Annotated in this window: 28 protein-coding genes; all 28 read left to right on the forward strand. The window is 36.7% G+C overall.

The features are described 5' to 3' along the window. Positions 1–38: 38 nt before the first annotated feature. The 28 genes from IC610_RS01555 (at position 39) to IC610_RS01690 (ending at position 19441) form a co-directional block, all read left to right on the forward strand. Positions 39–329, forward strand: a complete 291-nt coding sequence (locus tag IC610_RS01555) for a hypothetical protein (RefSeq protein WP_191734916.1) — start codon at positions 39–41, stop codon at positions 327–329. A gap of 28 nt (positions 330–357) precedes the next feature. Beyond that, the gene (locus IC610_RS01560; protein WP_191734917.1) at positions 358–3393 is read left to right on the forward strand and encodes a primase-helicase family protein; all 3036 of its coding nucleotides are present in this window, start codon (positions 358–360) and stop codon (positions 3391–3393) included. 6 nt (positions 3394–3399) lie between these two features. Beyond that, positions 3400–3762: a hypothetical protein gene (locus IC610_RS01565; protein WP_191734918.1), complete on the forward strand. Its 363-nt coding sequence runs from the start codon at positions 3400–3402 to the stop codon at positions 3760–3762. Between the two features lie 30 nt (positions 3763–3792). Continuing rightward, positions 3793–3969: a helix-turn-helix domain-containing protein gene (locus IC610_RS01570; RefSeq protein WP_191734919.1), complete on the forward strand. Its 177-nt coding sequence runs from the start codon at positions 3793–3795 to the stop codon at positions 3967–3969. A gap of 5 nt (positions 3970–3974) precedes the next feature. After that, positions 3975–4352: a hypothetical protein gene (locus IC610_RS01575; protein ID WP_191734920.1), complete on the forward strand. Its 378-nt coding sequence runs from the start codon at positions 3975–3977 to the stop codon at positions 4350–4352. A gap of 173 nt (positions 4353–4525) precedes the next feature. Further along, positions 4526–4978: a hypothetical protein gene (locus IC610_RS01580; protein ID WP_191734921.1), complete on the forward strand. Its 453-nt coding sequence runs from the start codon at positions 4526–4528 to the stop codon at positions 4976–4978. Between the two features lie 11 nt (positions 4979–4989). Further along, positions 4990–5448, forward strand: a complete 459-nt coding sequence (locus tag IC610_RS01585) for a hypothetical protein (RefSeq protein ID WP_191734922.1) — start codon at positions 4990–4992, stop codon at positions 5446–5448. A gap of 1 nt (position 5449) precedes the next feature. Beyond that, complete coding sequence (locus IC610_RS01590; RefSeq protein ID WP_191734923.1) at positions 5450–5701, forward strand: hypothetical protein; 252 nt, start codon at positions 5450–5452, stop codon at positions 5699–5701. Between the two features lie 43 nt (positions 5702–5744). Beyond that, on the forward strand, positions 5745–6002 hold the full coding sequence (locus IC610_RS01595) for a hypothetical protein (protein ID WP_191734924.1): 258 nt from the start codon (positions 5745–5747) through the stop codon (positions 6000–6002). A gap of 11 nt (positions 6003–6013) precedes the next feature. Then, the gene (locus tag IC610_RS01600) at positions 6014–6250 is read left to right on the forward strand and encodes a hypothetical protein (RefSeq protein ID WP_191734925.1); all 237 of its coding nucleotides are present in this window, start codon (positions 6014–6016) and stop codon (positions 6248–6250) included. A 1-nt stretch (position 6251) separates the two neighbouring features. Continuing rightward, positions 6252–6719 carry a hypothetical protein gene (locus tag IC610_RS01605; protein WP_191734926.1) on the forward strand — a complete coding sequence of 156 codons (468 nt, stop codon included), beginning with the start codon at positions 6252–6254 and terminating at the stop codon, positions 6717–6719. A 23-nt stretch (positions 6720–6742) separates the two neighbouring features. Then, positions 6743–7012, forward strand: a complete 270-nt coding sequence (locus IC610_RS01610) for a hypothetical protein (protein WP_191734927.1) — start codon at positions 6743–6745, stop codon at positions 7010–7012. Positions 7013–7016: 4 nt separating this feature from the next. Beyond that, positions 7017–7421 (forward strand): hypothetical protein, encoded by a 405-nt coding sequence (locus IC610_RS01615; RefSeq protein WP_191734928.1) that lies wholly within the window; start codon positions 7017–7019, stop codon positions 7419–7421. 16 nt (positions 7422–7437) lie between these two features. Then, a complete protein-coding gene (locus IC610_RS01620) occupies positions 7438–7698 on the forward strand; it encodes a hypothetical protein (RefSeq protein ID WP_191734929.1) in 261 nt (86 codons plus the stop codon). 456 nt (positions 7699–8154) lie between these two features. Beyond that, positions 8155–8553, forward strand: a complete 399-nt coding sequence (locus IC610_RS01625; protein WP_191734930.1) for a hypothetical protein — start codon at positions 8155–8157, stop codon at positions 8551–8553. Further along, positions 8543–9115: a hypothetical protein gene (locus IC610_RS01630; protein WP_191734931.1), complete on the forward strand. Its 573-nt coding sequence runs from the start codon at positions 8543–8545 to the stop codon at positions 9113–9115. Before IC610_RS01625 ends, IC610_RS01630 begins: the two co-directional genes overlap by 11 nt. A gap of 40 nt (positions 9116–9155) precedes the next feature. After that, the gene (locus IC610_RS01635) at positions 9156–9824 is read left to right on the forward strand and encodes a hypothetical protein (protein WP_191734932.1); all 669 of its coding nucleotides are present in this window, start codon (positions 9156–9158) and stop codon (positions 9822–9824) included. Between the two features lie 11 nt (positions 9825–9835). Beyond that, positions 9836–11374 carry a hypothetical protein gene (locus IC610_RS01640; RefSeq protein WP_191734933.1) on the forward strand — a complete coding sequence of 513 codons (1539 nt, stop codon included), beginning with the start codon at positions 9836–9838 and terminating at the stop codon, positions 11372–11374. Beyond that, a complete protein-coding gene (locus IC610_RS01645; protein ID WP_191734934.1) occupies positions 11374–12891 on the forward strand; it encodes a galactose-binding domain-containing protein in 1518 nt (505 codons plus the stop codon). The genes IC610_RS01640 and IC610_RS01645 overlap by 1 nt, the downstream gene beginning before the upstream one ends. 255 nt (positions 12892–13146) lie before the next feature. Next, positions 13147–13374, forward strand: coding sequence for a hypothetical protein (locus IC610_RS01650; protein ID WP_191734935.1), 228 nt, complete (start codon positions 13147–13149; stop codon positions 13372–13374). Between the two features lies 1 nt (position 13375). Further along, positions 13376–13702, forward strand: a complete 327-nt coding sequence (locus tag IC610_RS01655) for a hypothetical protein (RefSeq protein WP_191734936.1) — start codon at positions 13376–13378, stop codon at positions 13700–13702. Further along, positions 13692–14387: a hypothetical protein gene (locus IC610_RS01660; protein ID WP_191734937.1), complete on the forward strand. Its 696-nt coding sequence runs from the start codon at positions 13692–13694 to the stop codon at positions 14385–14387. The genes IC610_RS01655 and IC610_RS01660 overlap by 11 nt, the downstream gene beginning before the upstream one ends. 9 nt (positions 14388–14396) lie before the next feature. Beyond that, complete coding sequence (locus IC610_RS01665; protein WP_191734938.1) at positions 14397–14924, forward strand: glycoside hydrolase family 108 protein; 528 nt, start codon at positions 14397–14399, stop codon at positions 14922–14924. A gap of 95 nt (positions 14925–15019) precedes the next feature. Beyond that, positions 15020–15292 carry a hypothetical protein gene (locus tag IC610_RS01670; protein ID WP_191734939.1) on the forward strand — a complete coding sequence of 91 codons (273 nt, stop codon included), beginning with the start codon at positions 15020–15022 and terminating at the stop codon, positions 15290–15292. Positions 15293–15378: 86 nt separating this feature from the next. Continuing rightward, a complete protein-coding gene (locus tag IC610_RS01675; protein ID WP_191734940.1) occupies positions 15379–15543 on the forward strand; it encodes a hypothetical protein in 165 nt (54 codons plus the stop codon). 126 nt (positions 15544–15669) lie between these two features. Continuing rightward, positions 15670–16488, forward strand: coding sequence for a Clp protease/crotonase-like domain-containing protein (locus tag IC610_RS01680; protein WP_191734941.1), 819 nt, complete (start codon positions 15670–15672; stop codon positions 16486–16488). A gap of 5 nt (positions 16489–16493) precedes the next feature. Further along, entirely contained in the window at positions 16494–18575 is a 2082-nt protein-coding gene (locus IC610_RS01685) for a hypothetical protein (RefSeq protein WP_191734942.1), read from the forward strand. A 50-nt stretch (positions 18576–18625) separates the two neighbouring features. After that, positions 18626–19441, forward strand: coding sequence for a hypothetical protein (locus IC610_RS01690; RefSeq protein ID WP_191734943.1), 816 nt, complete (start codon positions 18626–18628; stop codon positions 19439–19441). The last annotated feature ends 73 nt before the right edge of the window (positions 19442–19514 follow it).

The raw sequence follows: 19514 nt of genomic DNA on the forward strand, positions 1-19514 counted from the left end.
TTTCTAAGCTTTAATCGAATCATTAAAAAACATTGGTAATGAGTGGAATTGCAATCAATCTGGATAAATTAAAAAAACAAACTGAAGACCATTATAAGTCTGAAGGTAAAGATCAATACTTCGCTGAAAGAGTGGAGAAATTTAAAGAGGATATTGTCTCCGAGTTTTCAGCATTTCAATCTCAAAACCCGGAGAAACAATTTTCAGATTACAGGGATAGTGCTCTTGCATCTGTTTTCGGAAGTATAACAAATATTAACGAAACATTTCTTCCTATCGGACTATTTCTCATCGCGTTGGATGAAATAGTCTCTGAAAATCTACTATAAAAATAACAACTAATAACAAAGAGTTTGCATGTCATCATTTCCAATTAACCAGGAACAGATATTTGAAGCTACAAACGGTGGCTGGGATTTAATCGAAAGATTTCTTCCGGAAGCCAATATTAATAAACATTTTAAAATCAGAAAAGAGGGCACCGAAAGTGCCAATGTTTCAAAAAACGGAGGCATTTATTTTGTGCGGGATTGGGGTGATTCCGGTGGTTTTTTTTCAAAATCAAAACACGGAATTCATATCTATTCTCACTTTACCGGTAAGACTTATTTTGAATCACTCCTGGATTTGGGAGAGCAGCTTGGGATCATCGACAAAAATAAGACTGCAGTAAAAAATATTTCGTCCTGCAAATTTCACGAATATGAAGGTGAGGAACTCAACGATGATGGTTTTACTTATAAATTAAAAGATTGGACGGATTATGAGCTGGAGACTTTAGGTCCTTTGGTTACTCCGGATATTTGCAAAAGATACAGTCTCTACTCTTTGGAGTCTTATTCCTGGCTTAAGAAATCTGAAAATACACAAAAAGAGTTTTGTGATGTTTACACTGTCACCAGTTCACCAACGTATCCAATCCTGGCTTTTATTATTTCAGATAAGAAAAAACCGAAGCTTTCAATTAAAGGGGCAAATAAAGATGTTGTTGTAGAACCGGCGGATCCAACAAGAGAATGGATGAAGATCTACCAGCCAAAAGCTTCAGATAAAAAATATAGATTCTCTTACCTTGGTAAAAAACCTAAGCAGCATATTTTCGGATTAGATTTGCTTAAAAATAAAACCGAAAAGGAACAAGATGTTAAGGATGATGAAGGATATACAATTGGTACGGATAAATTCATTGAGAAAGTTCAGAAAGTTATAATCTGCTCGGGCGACAGAGATTCAATAAATATGGCATCTACAGGAAAAGCAGATGCGGTAGTATGGTTTAATTCTGAAACTGCAGATATTTCCGAAAGTGAAATAGGTTTACTTTTCAAGCATGCTCACGAGGTTATAAATGTTCCTGATCTTGATCCAACTGGTGTGGAAGCTGGAAAGAAAATTGCCCTTGAGCACATGGATGTAAAAACGGCGTGGCTTCCGGAAGAAATTACTAAACGGAAAGATTTTCGGGGGAATGCGTTAAAAGATTTCACCGACTTTATGAAAATCAACAGCAGCTTTGACGATAAAGATCAGAATGAGCTTAAGAAAAAAGTTGAACGATTCCTGGAACTTGCAAGGCCTGGAAAATTTTGGACAAGTTCTTATAATAAAAGTCGAAATACTACCGATTATAAAGTCAATTATAAAAACGCTTTCAACTTTTTAAAGCTGAATGGATTCTACCGTATTAAGGACGAAAATCATAAAGACGGATATTATTTCGTAAAACAGGACAAACACATTTTAAAGGAGGTTTCTGCTCAGGAGATCAAAGATTTCTTCAACAGCTTCCTGGATGAAAAGCAACGTGAAAAAGGTCTAAGATTTTTCCCGGATGAACTTCTAAATATGTTGATCGGTTCTGAAGCTGTCTCAGATAAAAAGCTTGTTAATCTCGAGGTAAAAGATTTTGATTTTACCGATTACACAGCCAAAGCACAATATTTTTTCTTTGATAAATTCATCTGGAAAATTACTGCAGAAGGAATTGAGGAAATCACGAAAGGCTACAGTCGATATGTGATGGATAAAGACATCCTGAATCATCTGATCAAGAAGCAAACCCGATTCGATTTAAATAGTCGTGAGATTAAACCACTCGGAAATCACATTGATAGTACAGGTAAATTCCAAAATGGCGATCCTTTTTTTAAAGTGAAAAAAGATGATAATGGAAATTGGGATGTAACCATTCTCCGGAAAGACTGCGACTTTATGAATTACATGATCAATGGAAGTCGTGTGCATTGGAAGGAAGAGGTGAAACATTTGCCCGGGCACAAAGTTGATGAGTATTTAGCTGATAATAATTTTATCCTGGATAAATATAAAACTGAAGGTTCTGAGGGTGGATTGGATGATGATCAGGTTTATGAGCAGGAACTTCATTTTTTAAATAAATGTTGGGGCTACGGCTATGCGCTGCATCGGTATAAGAACCCTTCAATGTCGCCATGTCTTTATGTAATGGATAATGAGGTTGTTGATGATAGCGAGTCTCATGGTCGTACCGGTAAATCATTGCTCTCAAATAAGGCAATCCGTCTGTTTATGGATTCTAAATACATGGGAGCACGAAAAAAGAATCTGTTGGAAAATGAATTCTTGTACGATGGTGTCACTGAAAAAACGGATTATATTTTATTTGATGACGCTGATAAGAAATTTCAGTTTAATCAGCTCTACACAGATATCACAGGAGATTTGAATGTCAACCCGAAAAATCAAACTCCATTCTTGATTCCATTCCATGAGTCGCCGAAGTTCTGTATTACTACAAATTATGCTCCTATTGGTTTGGATCCGTCAACGCTTGATAGAATTTTGTTTCTCGCATTTTCGGATTGGTATCATGGCTCTAGCGAACTTTGGGGAAGACGTGAGCCTAAAGATGATTTTAAAAAAATGTTCTTTACGGAGTGGGATGATAAGCAATGGAACCTGTTTTTAAATTTCAGTATGCAATGCCTTCAGCTGCACCTGCAGTTTCCGGAAAAGATTGGAGCGCCTCAGGGGAATATTAAGAAGCGTAATCTGATGAGCGAAATCGGAAAAGTATTCCTGGAATGGGCTGAAGAGTATTTTACTGACGATCGATTGAATAATGATTTTGATAAGAAAGAAGCCCATTCAGCACTCGTTAATTATAACGTTTCGATGAAGAATACTTCTTCCACAGCATTTAAATATAAAGTTAAGCAATTCTGTGAGCTCAAAGGTTGGCATTTAAATCCTGTAGACAAGCTGACAACTGCAGACGGTCGTATCATGAGATCCTATAACGGTTCAACCACTGAAATGCTATATATATCAACTGACACTTATGGCCTACCTGGACTAGGGGTAAATAATTCTCCGGCTGATCAGAGTGGTAAAAGTCCTTACGATGTAAAATAATCTGCTATGAAAAAAACTAATTGTTCAGTTCCTCCAACAAGGCAGGCTCAGAGAGAAGCTTTTGGATATTTAAGTTTTAATGTGTCGCTGATCAATCTTGATATCGTTGGTGTAAAGCTGCGGGAATCCGGAGAATTTGTCGTGCTCATGTATCGCGGCGCTCATAAGGTTGGTTATATCTATGAGGGCGAAAAACTAACGCCTAAGCAAGCCTTTATCACTTATGATGATGCTCCAGACAACTATAATGAATTTGATAAATATATTGAATTTTATCAGGACAGACTGGAGGTGTTAGCACCAATACCGGACAACTATGTGTTTATAAATGACCAGGAAATTGTTCAAACTAAGCACAACGATTTGTAAAAATGTAATACTGTAATAATGAGCAAAGAAATGTTGAGCTTAATAATTGAAAAGTCCGGACTTACTAAAAAGGAATTTGCTGCAGATCTTGGCTTGCATTCACATACCATAGACAAGTGGCTTGCCGGATTGTTTAAACCTTCAGCTGACAACCAGGAAAAGATAAGGCTGAAACATAAAAACATAATTGCAAAACTTTATAAATAATAGCGATGAAAACAATTAAAGATATTGCCAAAATAAAACCGAAGATACTTTCAGATAAGTTGGTTCCTCGGGACTGGTTTATTGCTGAAGACGAATATCTAACTGAAATAGGTGTTAGAACAAAGCTTGGAACTAATTGGAAAGCCCCAAGCATTAATGAACTTAGACTTTACCTGAGCGAATTAGATAAAAAAGAGCAAAGAGAAATCTTAAACGATCTTAAAACAATTAATGTTTATCCGGCTATTAAAAGCAATTCTGGAACAGTGATCTGCATCTATCATGATTCATCTGCCAATATTTTATTTTATTACTGTAGAGGCAGGAAATTAGATTGCCAAGGGCTCCATAGAAAAAATAGTTTAATATCAAAAAATAGATAAAGATGAAAATTAAACCAATATTATTTTCAACTCCGATGGTGCAGGCAAACTCTGCAGGCATAAAAACTCAAACCCGGAGAGTAATTGATGAACATCATTATGGCTTTTTAGAGTAGGCATTCAAAGATAAAAAGAATTTAGCTGAGTGGATTTTTAGAAATGCAAAATATCGGATGGGAGATATTCTATATGTGAGAGAATCATTTTGCGTATCTAATGATATGATGCGAGGGAAATTTCTTTATAAAGCAAAAGTTGAAAAAGAATCTTCTTTGAAATTGAAATATAAGCCATCTATACACATGCCAAGGGAAGCTGCCCGACAGTTTATAAAAATTCTTTCAGTACGATTAGAACGTCTCCAAAATATTTCCAAAACCGATGCTATTGCTGAAGGAATTCTCCCATTAACTATGTCGAAGGCTCAGCTGATAGAAATGGGACAGCAATATTTGGATTATTCGAAACCTCCGGAATTTTTAAATGAGGGATTAGATCCAGTTTCTTCTTTCAAAAGTCTCTGGCAGAAAATTAACGGGAAGAAAATTCCCTGGAATGAAAACCCTTTCGTTTGGGTTTATGAATATGAGCTTTGCGAAAAACCTATAAATTTTTTAACAACATAAATACAATTAAAATGGATTACATTAAATCTTACTACCAATTACCGTTCCTTAAGCCAGGAACAAAATTAGAAATGGACGGCAAAAAATGCACAGCCGTAAAAGAAAAAAACGGACACCTGCAGGTCAAGTTTGAAAATGGATCTGAAGGACCAATTCATCCAACCTGGGAAACTGTTTATTTTGATGAAAATGGGAACATACTGAAAGACTTCCGGAAGAAAAAAACAGTACAAAGCAGTTCAGGTCATGCATTCTCCACAACGCATGCTCAGTCGGAATCAATTGACGGTTCTGATAACGATGATAATTTTGCAAGAGAAGCTGCTAAGTATGATTTTGACAATGCTTCAGAACGTTTCTCCGGATTCGGTTCTGAGGATGGCGGAAGTTTTGGCGGTGGCGGCACTTCCGGTGATTGGGATTCCGGATCCAGTGATTCTAGTTCTTCAGATTCATCTAACTCTGATTAATATGTTTGAATGGCAAGTAGAAGAATCTTGGGGTAAAAACAGTAAATGTTGGTCATACTTTGAGACAGACACTGAAGATGAAACAGTGGTTGCAAAAAAAGCGGTTGAAATAATTCAGCAGAGCTATGAGAGAAAATTAGAATTGGCGAAGCGTAGAGCTTTCACAAATACTCAGCCTGCAAGACCAACACTAATTATAAGGGAGTATCCGAAAAAGAAAGATGGATTAGTTTTGAAAACCAAGTGGCGTTAACCTGAAAAACAACAGAAAAAATTAAATTACGGATCTAATAAGATTGAATAAAGCGAATGCTTTGAATAAAAAGATTAAAGAATATGAAGAAGCTTTGAACTGCTTTGAGCATAGATATGGCGAAAACAATGAATTTGTTTTCGATAGAACTCCAAAGATTTTGCTGGATGTTGACGACTTGGATGATGGTCGGGAACAGATTCCTATACCTATGATACTAAGTGATGAATTAGCAGAGTTTTTAAAAGAGCAGATATTATCAAATCTCAATTTGGCAAAAGAAGAATTTATTAATCTTTAAAATCATAACAAATGTTTACAGTAAAAGACTTTAAAGAAATTTTAGAGAATCTGCCGGAAGACATGCCGGTTGGGTTAATAGATGTTACTACAGATGACACTGACGACATGAACTATCCTTTAGGAAAAGAAAACTTTACTATTGAAGATTATTTTAGAGGTGATCAGACTGATGATAATTACGGAACGCCGTTAGGTAAAATGCTTTTCATCACTTTCGAAAATAAATTAAACGAAAATCCAATTTAAAATGCAAAACGAACAACAGTTCATAGAAGCAGCTGCTCAAGCTTATGCTATTAAGACGGCCGAAAAAGAACACAGAGGAACAGAATCTATCAAAGAAGATTTTATAGCAGGCGTTGTTTTCTGGGGAAATCGCACGGTAGAATTATTAAAAAGCCTCACTCCCGGTATTCAGGAATTAGCCGCAGAGAGACAAAAGCAAATAGATAAACACGGCTTCACTGCAGAACATCATGTTAATCATCCGGAGTGGTATGAGAACAAACAGCTGATTGTGGCTGCCGCTTCTTTACTGTTACAGGATCTTACTCCAGAACAAGCCTCAGGAGACTTTCCCGAAAATTGGGACGAAAAGTGGTTTGCTGATCTTTTAAGTAGATCAGAAGCAGAACGAGTAATAATAGCGGGTGCCTTGTTGGCTGCTGAACTTGATAGAAAAAATGAACTTGATCCGTTTTACTTAATACGATAATCATTTTAATAAAAAACAATAGAATGGAAGAACCAACACTATGTATTCATTGCGATGAATGGTTTGATTTATCAGATGGCTATGGCTCAGAAAAATGGCATGACAACACTATTATATGTAGGAATTGTCATATTAAAGAAGAAGTCGAAATCGAAGCAGATGACAGGTGGGAATCCATCAATATTGATTTGGTAAATGCACTTTACGATTTGGACAAGGAAAAGGAATTGGCCAATAGGTTGCAACCGTGCAATAAGGCTAAAATATTATTATTAGCAGAACTTTTAAAATAAAATTATGGTAACAAAAGAACAATTAGAAGAAATCTACACGCCGGAATTTATTAACAATCCGGGTATATTATTTGACCTGCTGGAAGATCTGCAGGAAGATAATCAAAAGGCCTACGAAAAAGAGACTTATGCTGATCATATGATTTTGAGTCACGAAATTGATTTTGATTTAAATACAGAAGCGATATCAAAAATCATCAAAGACCAAGATAAATATAATTTTCATCAGGAAGACATGTTTGGAGGCACTGCAATGGAAGATGGAAAACTATGGATCGATTTTCTTTCAGATTCGTATGAAACATTATCAAAAACAAGAAATCACATTCACTATGACCGGGAATACGAAGTTTACTATGATCCGGATATTCATGATAAATCAGACTGGAGAAATGAGAGACAACAATAATCTAAAATAAAACAATATGGATTTTAAAAATTTCACGCTTGATAGCTATGAGGCTAGAGTATTACTATTTAGAGACGTGGATGCAGATACATCCTATCCGACTGTAAAAATCTACTGCTATTGGATAGATACCGAAGGCGATGATCGTATGCATGAAGAAACAATCACTTTCGGAAATCAATCTTCCGCACAGTCATTCATTGGGGATTTTAGTAATGTGTCCGCACAACTATGGTTTAAAAACAATGTTCCCTTCGAAATAGAAGCTGCATCTTAAAGCTAATTTCCCAGGATCCAAAATCCCGTCAATTATATTGGCGGGATTTTTTTGTGCGATTCTCAGGGGTTTCAATTGTCGTTGGTCGAAGCTTCACGTTAGGGGGCGCCGGTTGCCACTCCCTTGCATCCCCCTTGCACCCCCTAAAAACAGTTTTAATTTTGTAATATTGTAATTAAGAACCAAAAACCCTGTGTTTGTAAGCCTTACAGTATGTTTTATTTTTTGTAATAAATTTTAAAGTATTACAAAATAATTGTAATAAAATAGAGTATTACAAAATCCTTACAAACCCAAAAACGGGGTATTACAGATGTTTTAAAAATTCAATCACCTGTTAATCAATTACTTATTACAGTATTACAGACTTACAAAAAAATATCCTTATTTTAGACTTTCTTAAAGATATTTATTATATCAAATGATACATTTAGTATCTTTGCTGAAAACTAGTAAATGAAGTCTGAACGTTTATATATCAACGAATTACGATTAGTTCCGAATAAAGATTTGTATGATGGAATTCAGGATGATGAGATCCTCTACAAAGCTCAGAGTATAGAGCCTTATTATTTCACTCCAGGAACTGCCTTCTACTCATGGGAACAGAAAAACACTTCCTCCGGAGTTTACCTCCAAAACGAAATAGTTTTCAGTTTCCCTGGGCCGCTCACTGAAGCCATAGCAGCTGAACTTAACAAGACGGGAGCTGTCGTTGCGTATTCTCAGACTGATCGTAAAATGGTGATGTATCGGAATGATTATTTTGGAAATGTAAAGTTGGTTCCGGAGATCTCCGGCGCTTTAGATAAAACTCAAATTAAATTTAGCCTGAGCAGCTTAGATGTACTGTAACATTATCCGATTAAAACCTATCGAGGTTCCGGGATATTTAATCTCATTCATCCTAAAAGAATGCGATGGCGTTTCCATGCTCAAAAATGGGGGCGAATACAAACAGATCCTGATAGAACCCAAAAGCGTTCTCGGTCACTTCCTCAATTCGCGGCATAAAAAACCTGCAGATCTGGAAGCATTCAAAGAATACTGTCTTACCATCTACAGCAATAGAAAAGGAGAAAAAAAAGTAGTTTCCACCGATATCATCAATCTATATAATTCTTCGGAGTTTTCTGTAGACTGGTCTTTTGATGATATCGAAGCTTTTTACAAAATGCTTGATTCATTCTTCAGGACCTACTTTGTTTTTTTTGTGCGGGGATATTGCAAGGGCAGCTCTTCCCGCAGGAAGATAAAAGAAGCCATCAATGTATTCTGTGATATGTATGATCTCTACGAATTCGGTTATTCTTACAATACAATGCGGATCATGTACTTCAGATATACCAATAATGGTGTAATGTCTCTATTTCAAAATAACAACAGTTTAAATTTCGGATTTTTTGGTGTAACGTAAACTGCAGGCGCAAATAATGATTTTTGTCGAAAAATAAATCATGCCTGAATATCGTCTGAACGCCCGAAAACCTAAAAACTCTGCAGGTCTGCCGACCGCAAAGAGGGGAGAGCTCTATCTGATCCACAGACAGGACATCGCTTCGATGCCGGCAATAGATCCTAAAGGCGTTTTATGTACAGGTGATATTCATCTGAAGCCAGGTCGAAGAGTTCATATTCTATACTTAACTCCAAGTACTCAGAAAAGAAATACTTCGTCAGAAGGCGATGCGGATTCAAGAGGTTTCAAAAAGAAAGTTACCGGAAACTTCCCTGGTGACGACTTAGAAATTCACCAATTCATTGCGAACAACATCAATGAAGCTTTCGTCATCGTCATGAATTCTTATGATCAGGTCTATCAGAGAATGTACGGAACCAAAGATAATCCGCTTTACTTCACTGGAGAGTTTAAAGATGAGAATGATTCAAAAGGCTACGAACTGACCTTCGAACAAAACTTTGCAGATGAACATCCTGTTCTATTTTACAATGGAGCAATCCTGATCGATGAGTCAGCGACTGAAGAACCTGATGTGGAGTTTGACACTTTATACGCAAGGAAAGACGGTTCAAACCTAACCTATGATGATGTTGAGAAATGGACAGATTTGTTTGCAGGTGAATTTTTTAAAGCAGATTTTTTTCCAATTAGTAACCAATGGTAAATTGATATTATATGACAAATTTTTTAGTACCGGTGACGGTGAATGCGCTACCTCAAATATCTGAACTTGATGGGAAGCAAGGCATGTTTATTCTTCCTGATGGATCCATTAACATTAATCGTAAAAACGGAACTTGGTTAACAATTAATAAAAAATCAGATTACGCGGGAATTCTTAATCCTGCGGATGTTCCGGTAATTCAGCAAGGATTCTCTAAGTGGTGGTGGGCTACTGCAGGAACTTATCCTGATGCGGGAGGACTTACGATTGATAATCAAGGTATTTTGTCGTATGATGGCTCAGTATGGAAGGAACTAGAATTGTACATTCCTCAAGCTACACAATCAATTGTACCTTTTTCAACATCTACTTTTCCATTGGTTGCACCAACGCCGCCTGCTCCACCAATTCAGAGAACTCATAACAATTCAATTTTTCAGCTGAAAGATGGTGAAAGTGCAGGAGCAGGAGATGTGCCAGGAAGCTCTACGAAGTGGATTAGTATTTCAGGCAAAAATGAGATTTCAAACGAAACATTCACATCAGTTATAAACTTTGATAAACCTAAAAAATTTTCTAAAATCAATCAAACAGCGGATATTAATTTCACGTATAATTCTTCTGGTGCTATTCCTATGTCTATGATTAGAATTGAAATTGTTTCTGATGGGGTGTCAAACATAACTTTTAGTTCAGATTTCGACGTGATCGGCCAGGTTGACAAAACAAAAAATCAAGTTGTTTTTTTTGCCAATCAAAGTACTGTGGAATTTAAAATATCTGCTGTCATTATGAATGTTGCAAAATCGGGAATAACCCCACCTATTAATTATGCTCAAAATTACATTGATCGACTGACAGCAACAGGAAGCACTGTAAACCCGTCTTTGAGTAATGCGATTAATGTATTTTTTGATTCTGCAATAACAAACGGATACTTGTCTAAATTAAAAGGCCTTTATCTGATTTTAGGAAGCACAACAGCGTCAAGATTAGTAAATGCAGTTTATCAGGGGATAGATGCGACAGTTGCCCAAGGTGTTGTTTCAGCGTCGGGAATTGAAGGAATAATTGACACTAATATAAATCTTTCTACAATTTCGGCGACTGACTACAGTTATGGTATTTTTAATAATTCGGGTTCGGTTACTAATATGCAAATGTCAGCAGGCACTCAATCAGCAAATCAAGCAATAGGTTTTTATCCGAGTTCAGGAAATGGTATAGTTGTTTTGGGTCCGAATGCTTCATCTTATCAGAATTATTTTCATTCGGGAAGTTTTGTAGGCTCATTTATAATTACACGAAACTCAGCCGATTTATCAACTGTATATAAAGATGGCGTTCAGATATTCCAACACACGGAAAATCAAAACGGTTATAATTTGCCAAATGCCAATTTTGTATTAGGTGGCTTTAATTCCGGTGGGTCTTTTAGTGAAGATGGAAGAATTCTAAAATGGGGTTTTTTAGCAAATTATTTGACAGCGGCTCAAATTGTTTCAATATCTAATGATTTAGAAACGTTAATGACAGCAATAGGAAGATAATGGCACAGATAGGCGAAATATACAACAAATCTAACTTTACGAATCTAAATGATTTTGATATTGTTGGAAATTGGTTTTGCGAAAACGGTGTTTTAAAAACATCGGGGGGGTATAGTCAGCTTAGATTTAAGCAGGTTTCAAATCTTGATAGATTGGAGTGGAAAATTAGAACTAATTCACCAGGTTTAAGATTAGAATTTAAAGGAATAGGAACGCTTTACAATGTTACCGTAATTTTAACTATTGAAAGTGGTAAACTTTTTTGGCAATTTCCGACCTCAAATTCAAGCGGGTATTCTTCATCAACGTTAACGATAAACAATGGTGATGTTTTAGAATATAGGGTTTTAAAAAATCAATGGACATATATTTTTTTTGTTAAAAACATTAACACAAATATTGAAATATCAGTGGTTTTGCCCGTTGTTTTTACTACTCATAATTTGATTTTGTCAGCGTCGGGAGCAACTCAAATATTAAGTATGACTAAAAGCTCTACACAATTATATGAACCCGATAATTTAGTAGTTGGGGATTCGATAACTTACGGAGCAAATGCAGACATTGTAAATAATAGGTGGGTTGGGATTGCACAATATGAGGTTTCGGGTTCACATGGAGATACAAGTTCAAATGCAATTCCTTTGTTAGATGAGATTATAAATGTAATTCAACCTAAAAGAGTTGTTTATGCAATGGCCACAAATGATACTGATTTTGATTCGTGGAAAATTAATTTGCAAAGTTTTAAAAATTCTTTAGAATCCGCCAATATATTGTTTATACCAATAACGCCATACGCAAACAGCAATAAAAATATGCAACCATATAAAGATTATATCGTTGCAAATTTTCAAAAGTACTTTGACGTATTCACAGCTACAAAGGCGAGTAATAGCAACGCAATGAATCCGGCCTATGTTACGGACGGAGTGCATCCCAATACTGCGGGTCATATAGCTATTGGTAATTACATTAAAAACTCACCATATTACAGCATAAACCCACCCACGCCACAATTAGGTTATGAATTTATTATTGCGAAAACTTTGGAAAATTGGTTTATTTTAGGAATTGAGCCGCTTCCAAATCCCGTTCCTAAATATAGATATATTAGAGATTTTCTCACCGGAAGCACTGCAAATGGATATAACAACTGGGTAGAAATACAAGCGTTTTCAGGCGGTCAAAATGTAGCATTAAACAAAACAGTTACATGCCCGAACAGTATCGCCGGTTTTCCTACGGATGTAATTACAGACGGATTGTTTAACGATCCAAATAACTTTTTTTCGGATGGAAATGTTGGCATTGAGGTTTATGTCGAGATTGATTTAGGTGCGTTATATAAACTGGATAGTCTCACAATATGGCATTATTATGCTGACGGAAGAACGTATCATAATGTAAAAACACAAGTTTCAACGGATGGGGTAAATTGGAAAACTGTTTTTGATTCCAATATTAATGGTGAATATCCCGAGACTGCTCAAGGTCACGAAATTATAATTACATAGAAAATAACAGACTTGTATAACAAAATTAAATAACTGATTTAACTGATGCATTAATATCAGACAATATAATTTCTGTTTTTACTTTAGACAAAAATTCCATACCTGAACTTAGAGTTACAATTGTGCTCGACCCATCTTGGTTAGGTTCGAATGAAACAATATGATTGATATTTACAATCTTGTATGAACCATCAACGGTAAGAATTTTAATAAACATAAACTGGAAAATTTAGTAATACTTCAAAGATAAATAAAATGAGACAATCCCTAAAAACAATCTACCAAAAGTATTTTCCCGAAATTATTTCGGGAGTACTTCTCGGCGTAGCCTTCAATACAATTCTTCTTGTATTTGGAATTATCTCCAGCCGTAAACAGCGTGCTGAGAATTACGAAAGCCAGACAGCAAAAATCGATAGCACCAATCTTATGATTAAGAATGCGACTAACCTTCAGGAAGTTTTAAAAAAATATAAAAAATGAAATGGCACTACCAGACAGTAAAGAGATCGGTAAGTTTCAGCAGCTTATAATTAAGAATCCCATTGGCTTTGTTGCTGCGGTTTTCTTTGTAATGTTTGGAGTCACTTATTTTATCAATATCAGAAAAAATGACAACTCAGAAGAATATTGGAAGGAGCAATATGAAAAAGAAAAAGAGAACAATGACGCTCTAAAACTTGAACTTCTAATAAATGCCGGAGTGCTTAAAAAGCAGGATGCAGTGATCAAGGAAGCAAATACAACATTAAGAGAGGAAACGGCAGATGCTGCCATTGAAATAATTAAATCGAGAGAAAATGAAAAATAAAATAATCATTATCAGTCTGATCTTCGTGATCGCAGTTCTTGTACTCAACAGCTTTTACAGCTGGGTAAATCTTTCACCTGAAGAAAAATTGGTGGATGAAATAAATAATCCGAAAACGGATACGATTCGTATAGTATATAATTCCGACAGTACCATTGTCAAATATCTGCCAAATGTCGGACAAAACCCTGTCAATAATATTACAAGAAATTATAATACCTATGTATCAGATACTTTGGGGCCGGCTCTTAAAATAGCCAAAGAAGACATTTTCGAGTTGCAGCAGGTGCGGGCAAAACTAGAAGGAACCGTCAAGTCTCAAAAATCTGAGATAGATTTGCAGAAAACAAAGGTTGTCTTTTATCAGGATAAATATTTTTCAGCCAAAACTAAAACGGATACGGTTGGAAATTCTACTATTGACTATAAATACAATGCTCAGATAGATATTGTTACAACTAAGAAAAAGAAGAATCTTTTTGCGAAAGATGTTCAAGAGGTATCCATCACTTCCCCGGATAAAAATTTGAGAATAAACGGTGTAGAGCATTTTAAAAAAGATGTGTCACTTCCTTCCAGACGTTTTGGGATTGGCATACAGGCCGGATATTATTACGTCCCGGAAATTGGTAGAGCTGTTCCTGGTGTCGGTGTTGGTCTTTCATACAATCCAATAAAATTTTAATAAATAATCATGGCAAAAATTCAATTATTAGCGCCGTTTGTCCTAAAATGGGAAGGCGGTTTTGTAAATGATCCGCTAGATCGAGGTGGAGCAACGAATAAAGGAGTGACCATTGCGGTTTGGAAAGCTCAAGGGTATGATAAAGATGGTGACGGCGATATCGACGTCGCAGATCTGAAATTGATTACAGAAGCTGATGCAATTTCAATAATGAAAAAAAACTACTGGGACCGTTGGAAAGCGGATCAGATCAAAGACCAGGCAGTGGCAAACACTTTGGTCGATTGGGTTTGGGGTTCCGGAGTTCATGGAATAAAAAAGCCTCAGGAACTCTTGGGTGTAACTGCTGACGGTGTAGTAGGCCCGAAAACGCTGGAAGCGTTAAATAACGCTCCGGCTGGCTTTTTAGAAAGATTGTATGAGAGACGATATAAATTTTTAAATGATATTGTTAAAAATAATCCATCACAAAAGAGATTCATCAAAGGATGGACGAACAGGATGGACGATCTGAAGAAACATAATTCAAAATTATAATTAGAAACCCGCATGACTAGCGGGTTTTTTAATTTTGTTACAAATTGTATCATAATTAATTTTGTGATTGTTCGGAATTGTGACAATTTTGAAAAATGGAAATTGCAGGATTTGTCAAGTCAAAACATATTGATCATATTAGAATTATTACAAATGAGAAAGCTCAGGAGTTGGATGTGTTCTATTCACAATCATGGAAGGTTGCTGTAAATGAATTATTTGAACGTCAAAACATTATTTTTCGCGTAAAGATAGAATCTGTCGATTATTACGGGTTGAAACTTGGTAAACTTTGGCTTTGTAATATTATAGTTCCTGCACCACCTCCGCCGCCACCTTCCAAAATAAAAAGAAAAGATCAAATCTAAAAAATATCCGGAATAATTTTCCATTCTACGGAAATCCGTAAGGAAATTGTTTCTTGTGGATCTATCTTTGAAAAATGATAGTGACAATGAAAGCAGAAAAAGACCACGATGGAAATGTTTTAAAAAGACATTCGGCCGTTGTCGATAACAAACAGAAGGAAATCCGTTTTCTTATAAACGGAAAGAAATTTAATTTGACTTTTGAGGAGTACGAAATTCTGAAAGAGATTCAAAAAGACATGATTAGATAATTATAATCATTTTTTTAAAATTTATGTTAAGCGAAGCACCTGAACAGACAGGTGCTTTTTTTATTTCCTTATTTCAAAAATTTTAGTGTAACACATTATTTTTTGCCACCAATATAGTTTTGCGATATGAAAATTCTATCGGAAATCACTGGCGGAACCTGGCTGTTCGAAATGACCCGACCTGAGCAATTACAGGCGATGGTCAATACCGTTTTGGCAGGAGGTAAATTAAATGAGTCTACTCCGGAACTTTCTTCCTACATGGGAGAAAGAAAATACGACGAAGCTTCAGGAGAAAGTGTTCTTGTAAATAAAGTCGGATATATTCCAATTGTCGGTACTATGACAAAGTATTCAGGCCTTTGTGTGAACGGAGCGGATAAAGTTTGCATGGAAGCGATGAAAATGGAAAATGATCCTGATTGTATAGGAACTATTTTTCACTGGGATGGTTTCGGCGGAAATGCAGATGCAATTCCATTGTTCCAGGGCATCGCCCCAAAACTTACAAAACCCAGAATCAATTTAATTGACAAAGCACTTTCTGCTCATTTGTGGGCTGCTCTGCTTCTTGGCCAATATAATATGATGTCGAATGATCTTACTGCAGAAATCGGCTCTGTTGGTGCTCAGTACATGTGGGAAAAATCTTCTAATGAAATTATTATCGTTCGTCCTCCGGAATCTTCAGATAAGAATCAGGAATTCATCGATGCGATGGAAGGAAAAACTGAAGGTTTAGCTGCAAAGCTTTCTCCATTGGCTCAAGCATTCCAGCAGGCTGTAAGAACTTTCAGACCGGGGGTCAAAGAAGAGCATATTAAAGGGAAAACCTTTGGAGCAGCGGAAGCTATAGAATTCAAACTTGCAGATTCAATAGGAACTGTTAACGATGCCTACAACTGGGTATTGGCAAAATCAGAACTAAAAAAATTAAATTCTTAATAATTATGAAATGGTTAACCATGTTAGCAGGGCTCTTGGGAGTGACTGCTGTTGCACAGAAAGATAACAAAGTAGAGCTTTCTGATGCTGAAAAATCGAAACTTGACGGTTTGTTAGGAACCGCGGAACTGGCAACAATGATTGAACAGGCTAATTTGGAACTGGCAGGAGTAGCGGATGCTAAAACACAGCTTCATGCAGTGCAGAATCAACTTGCTACTGCTACTCAAGAAAATGCTACGGCTACGGCTCAGGTAGAAGGTCTGACAACGCAGGTAACTCAGCTGCAGCAGACTGTGTCTCAGCAAAACCTGACAATTGAAACTTTAGCTAATGCAGATGAAACTGTTGCAGAGGCTGCAAACATTGTAAAACCTTTGTTTGGTGTTGGTAAAATTGTAGCTGTTGCCGGATTCCTGATGGGAATGCAGGGGAATGCTTTCGCAATGGATCGTCCGTGGAATGCACGTGTGGTTGCGGGAATGTCTGCACCACAAACAAACTTTAAAAATGATTTAGTTCTAAACACTTTGAATGAAGATATCAAAGGTTTTGTGGCTGAATATCCTACGAAGTTTGAATCTATCTTTGAAAAAAGGTATGATCTTCCGGAACTTTGGAAACAACAGACTATCTATGGTGTTGCAGACAAACTGGTTTCTGCAATCATTTCCGTTGAGGAAGTAACTCAGCCTAGAAAAGCGGTTTGGGTTGCCAAAGGTGGTGTTACCATCAAGCCGGAAGTAATGCAGGTTCAGCCTACGCAAATCGATCTTCAGTTTAATTACTGGAAGCTTCAGGCATTGGAAACTTCTTGGATGTATCAGTTCAACAAAGAAGGTTCTCAGGCATACAAAATGTCATTCATTGAATTTTTGATTGTTAAATATCTTGAGAAAGCAAGATCTGAAGATGCTGATGTTTTGGTAAGAGGTGTTTTCTCAGAAAAACCTGCAGATTACGATAAGCCTGTAACTTATCTGATCAGAAACAATGGTGTTTTCAAGCAGTTATTTGATGCGAGAGATATAACAAAAAAATACCGTTCATTCTATCTTGGAGATCTGAATACTTCAAATGTAGTGGACTATGTAGAAAAGGCACTTATGTCGTTGCCTATCGACGTGAGAAATGCAGATCTGCAATTTGTGTGGTCGCCGTATTGGATCAGACAGTATCAGACAAGAGACAGACAAATCAACGGTGGCAATTCAGATTACAAGGAACTCGTAAAAACTCCACGAGATTACAGCAATGTGGAATTCGTTCCATTGAAGCAACTGGAGGGTTCAAAATTCCTTTTCATTACTTTCAAAGATAATGTGAAACCATTGGAATTTAAGCCGGAAGAAAAAGCAAAACTTACCTTCGAAAAGTTCCTGAGAGATGTTTACGCATTTGCTGATTACCGTTTAGGTATTGGGGTGAATCACATTGGTCTGGAGACTGACGAAAATAATCCATTGAAGTATGAGCTTCAGGCGGTTTGGTCTAATAACGAACCGATTTTTGACAAAAACTTCTACATTCCTGTTTTCGATTTTGGCAATGGCGTGATTGAAGCAAACCACAACAGAATTACTCCGACTCCGGATTTTACAACTGATATCACGGCTATCAGAGGCAATGTAGGTAAATATCTTTTTATCAGAGGGAATATTTCTCTTCCTGGCAATGTAAACGTGAAGGATGGGGGTATGTTGGATCTTACTGCAGATTTTAATCTGAAGACCGGTGGAACTCTTACTTTGGTAAAAGTTGGTGAAAACTGGAAAGAGGTTTCTAGAACCACAGCTCCGGAGACTATTACAACTCAGATCGAGTTTGAAGGAACAACGATTGATTACGCAGATTCAGACAGATTTATCTACATGGGTGAAGAAGCTGCGGACCTTGCTGAAATCGATGGTGGTTCTGAAGGAAATACAATCAGAATTTTTGGTGGAGCTGCTGCCGGCTCTGCATTGAGTGTAAAAACTGTTGCCGGAAAAATTAAAGTTAACAGCACGTACGTGATGGACGCTCACACAAAATGGATTGAACTGATCTATTTGGATGGGGTTTGGAACGAAGTCACAAGAGGGTAAGAAATAATAACCAAAAACCTCTCGATGTATAGGTAATCGTAATCTTTCTTATGAGAGCAGATCTAAAAAAATCAAAAAATAATGCCGGTGCTCCGTCTCCTAAAGATGCCAATACTATTGCTGCCTTAAAAAGCGATATCGTATCATGGCCGTCAGTTGACGAAGATGGTGTGACCCTGATCGGAAATTTTATTTTCAAGCCGGAAACGAATTTCTTCAGAATTTATATGACGGCTCCTACACAGGCGGCGACTTTTGAAAGTTCCGGAAATCCTGATGGTAGAGGAGCTATGAACAAATATGTGGGTGAACACCCAGGAACTACCAAAGAAGCAATGTCTTTCATCAAAAAACACATGGGTGATGAGTTTGTTCTCATTTATGGTGCTTGTGAGGATTCTTTGGAAGAAAAAAAGGTAATGGGCTCCAGATGTTTCCCGTTGATCCTTACAGCTTCAGGAAAAGATGATAAAGACGGAAACGTTAATACATTGACTTTTGAGCAGGAAATCATTAACAGGGATTTCATCAAGTTCTATTCTGGTGATGTAAGCTTTGCTCAGCCGAAAGTTGTGGCGGACGAAAATGTAGCATTGGTAAAGGCTGATGGTCCTACTTATCAGTTACCGGCTACAGCTGTAACTGCAGATGTAGAATTTACTGCTTCAAACTTTGAACATGGTCAGATTGTGACTTTGATTGGTGGTGGCGGTGCCGCTCCATTGTTGCTGAAAAATACACCTGCAGGAACTATTCCTGTTCTTCTTCATGAGGCCACCAATTGGATTGGTCTGAAGGATGCTGTGATTAACTTAAAGGTGATCAAAGCCGAAAAGACCTATCTGGTCGAAGCTTCAAGAAAATAATTTTTTTTCATTCAATTGTATTTTTTATGGGAAGCCGTGTCATTATTGATACGGCTTTTTTAGTGTAACAACT

The organism is Chryseobacterium caseinilyticum, assembly GCF_014837145.1.
Lineage (GTDB): Bacteria > Bacteroidota > Bacteroidia > Flavobacteriales > Weeksellaceae > Chryseobacterium > Chryseobacterium caseinilyticum.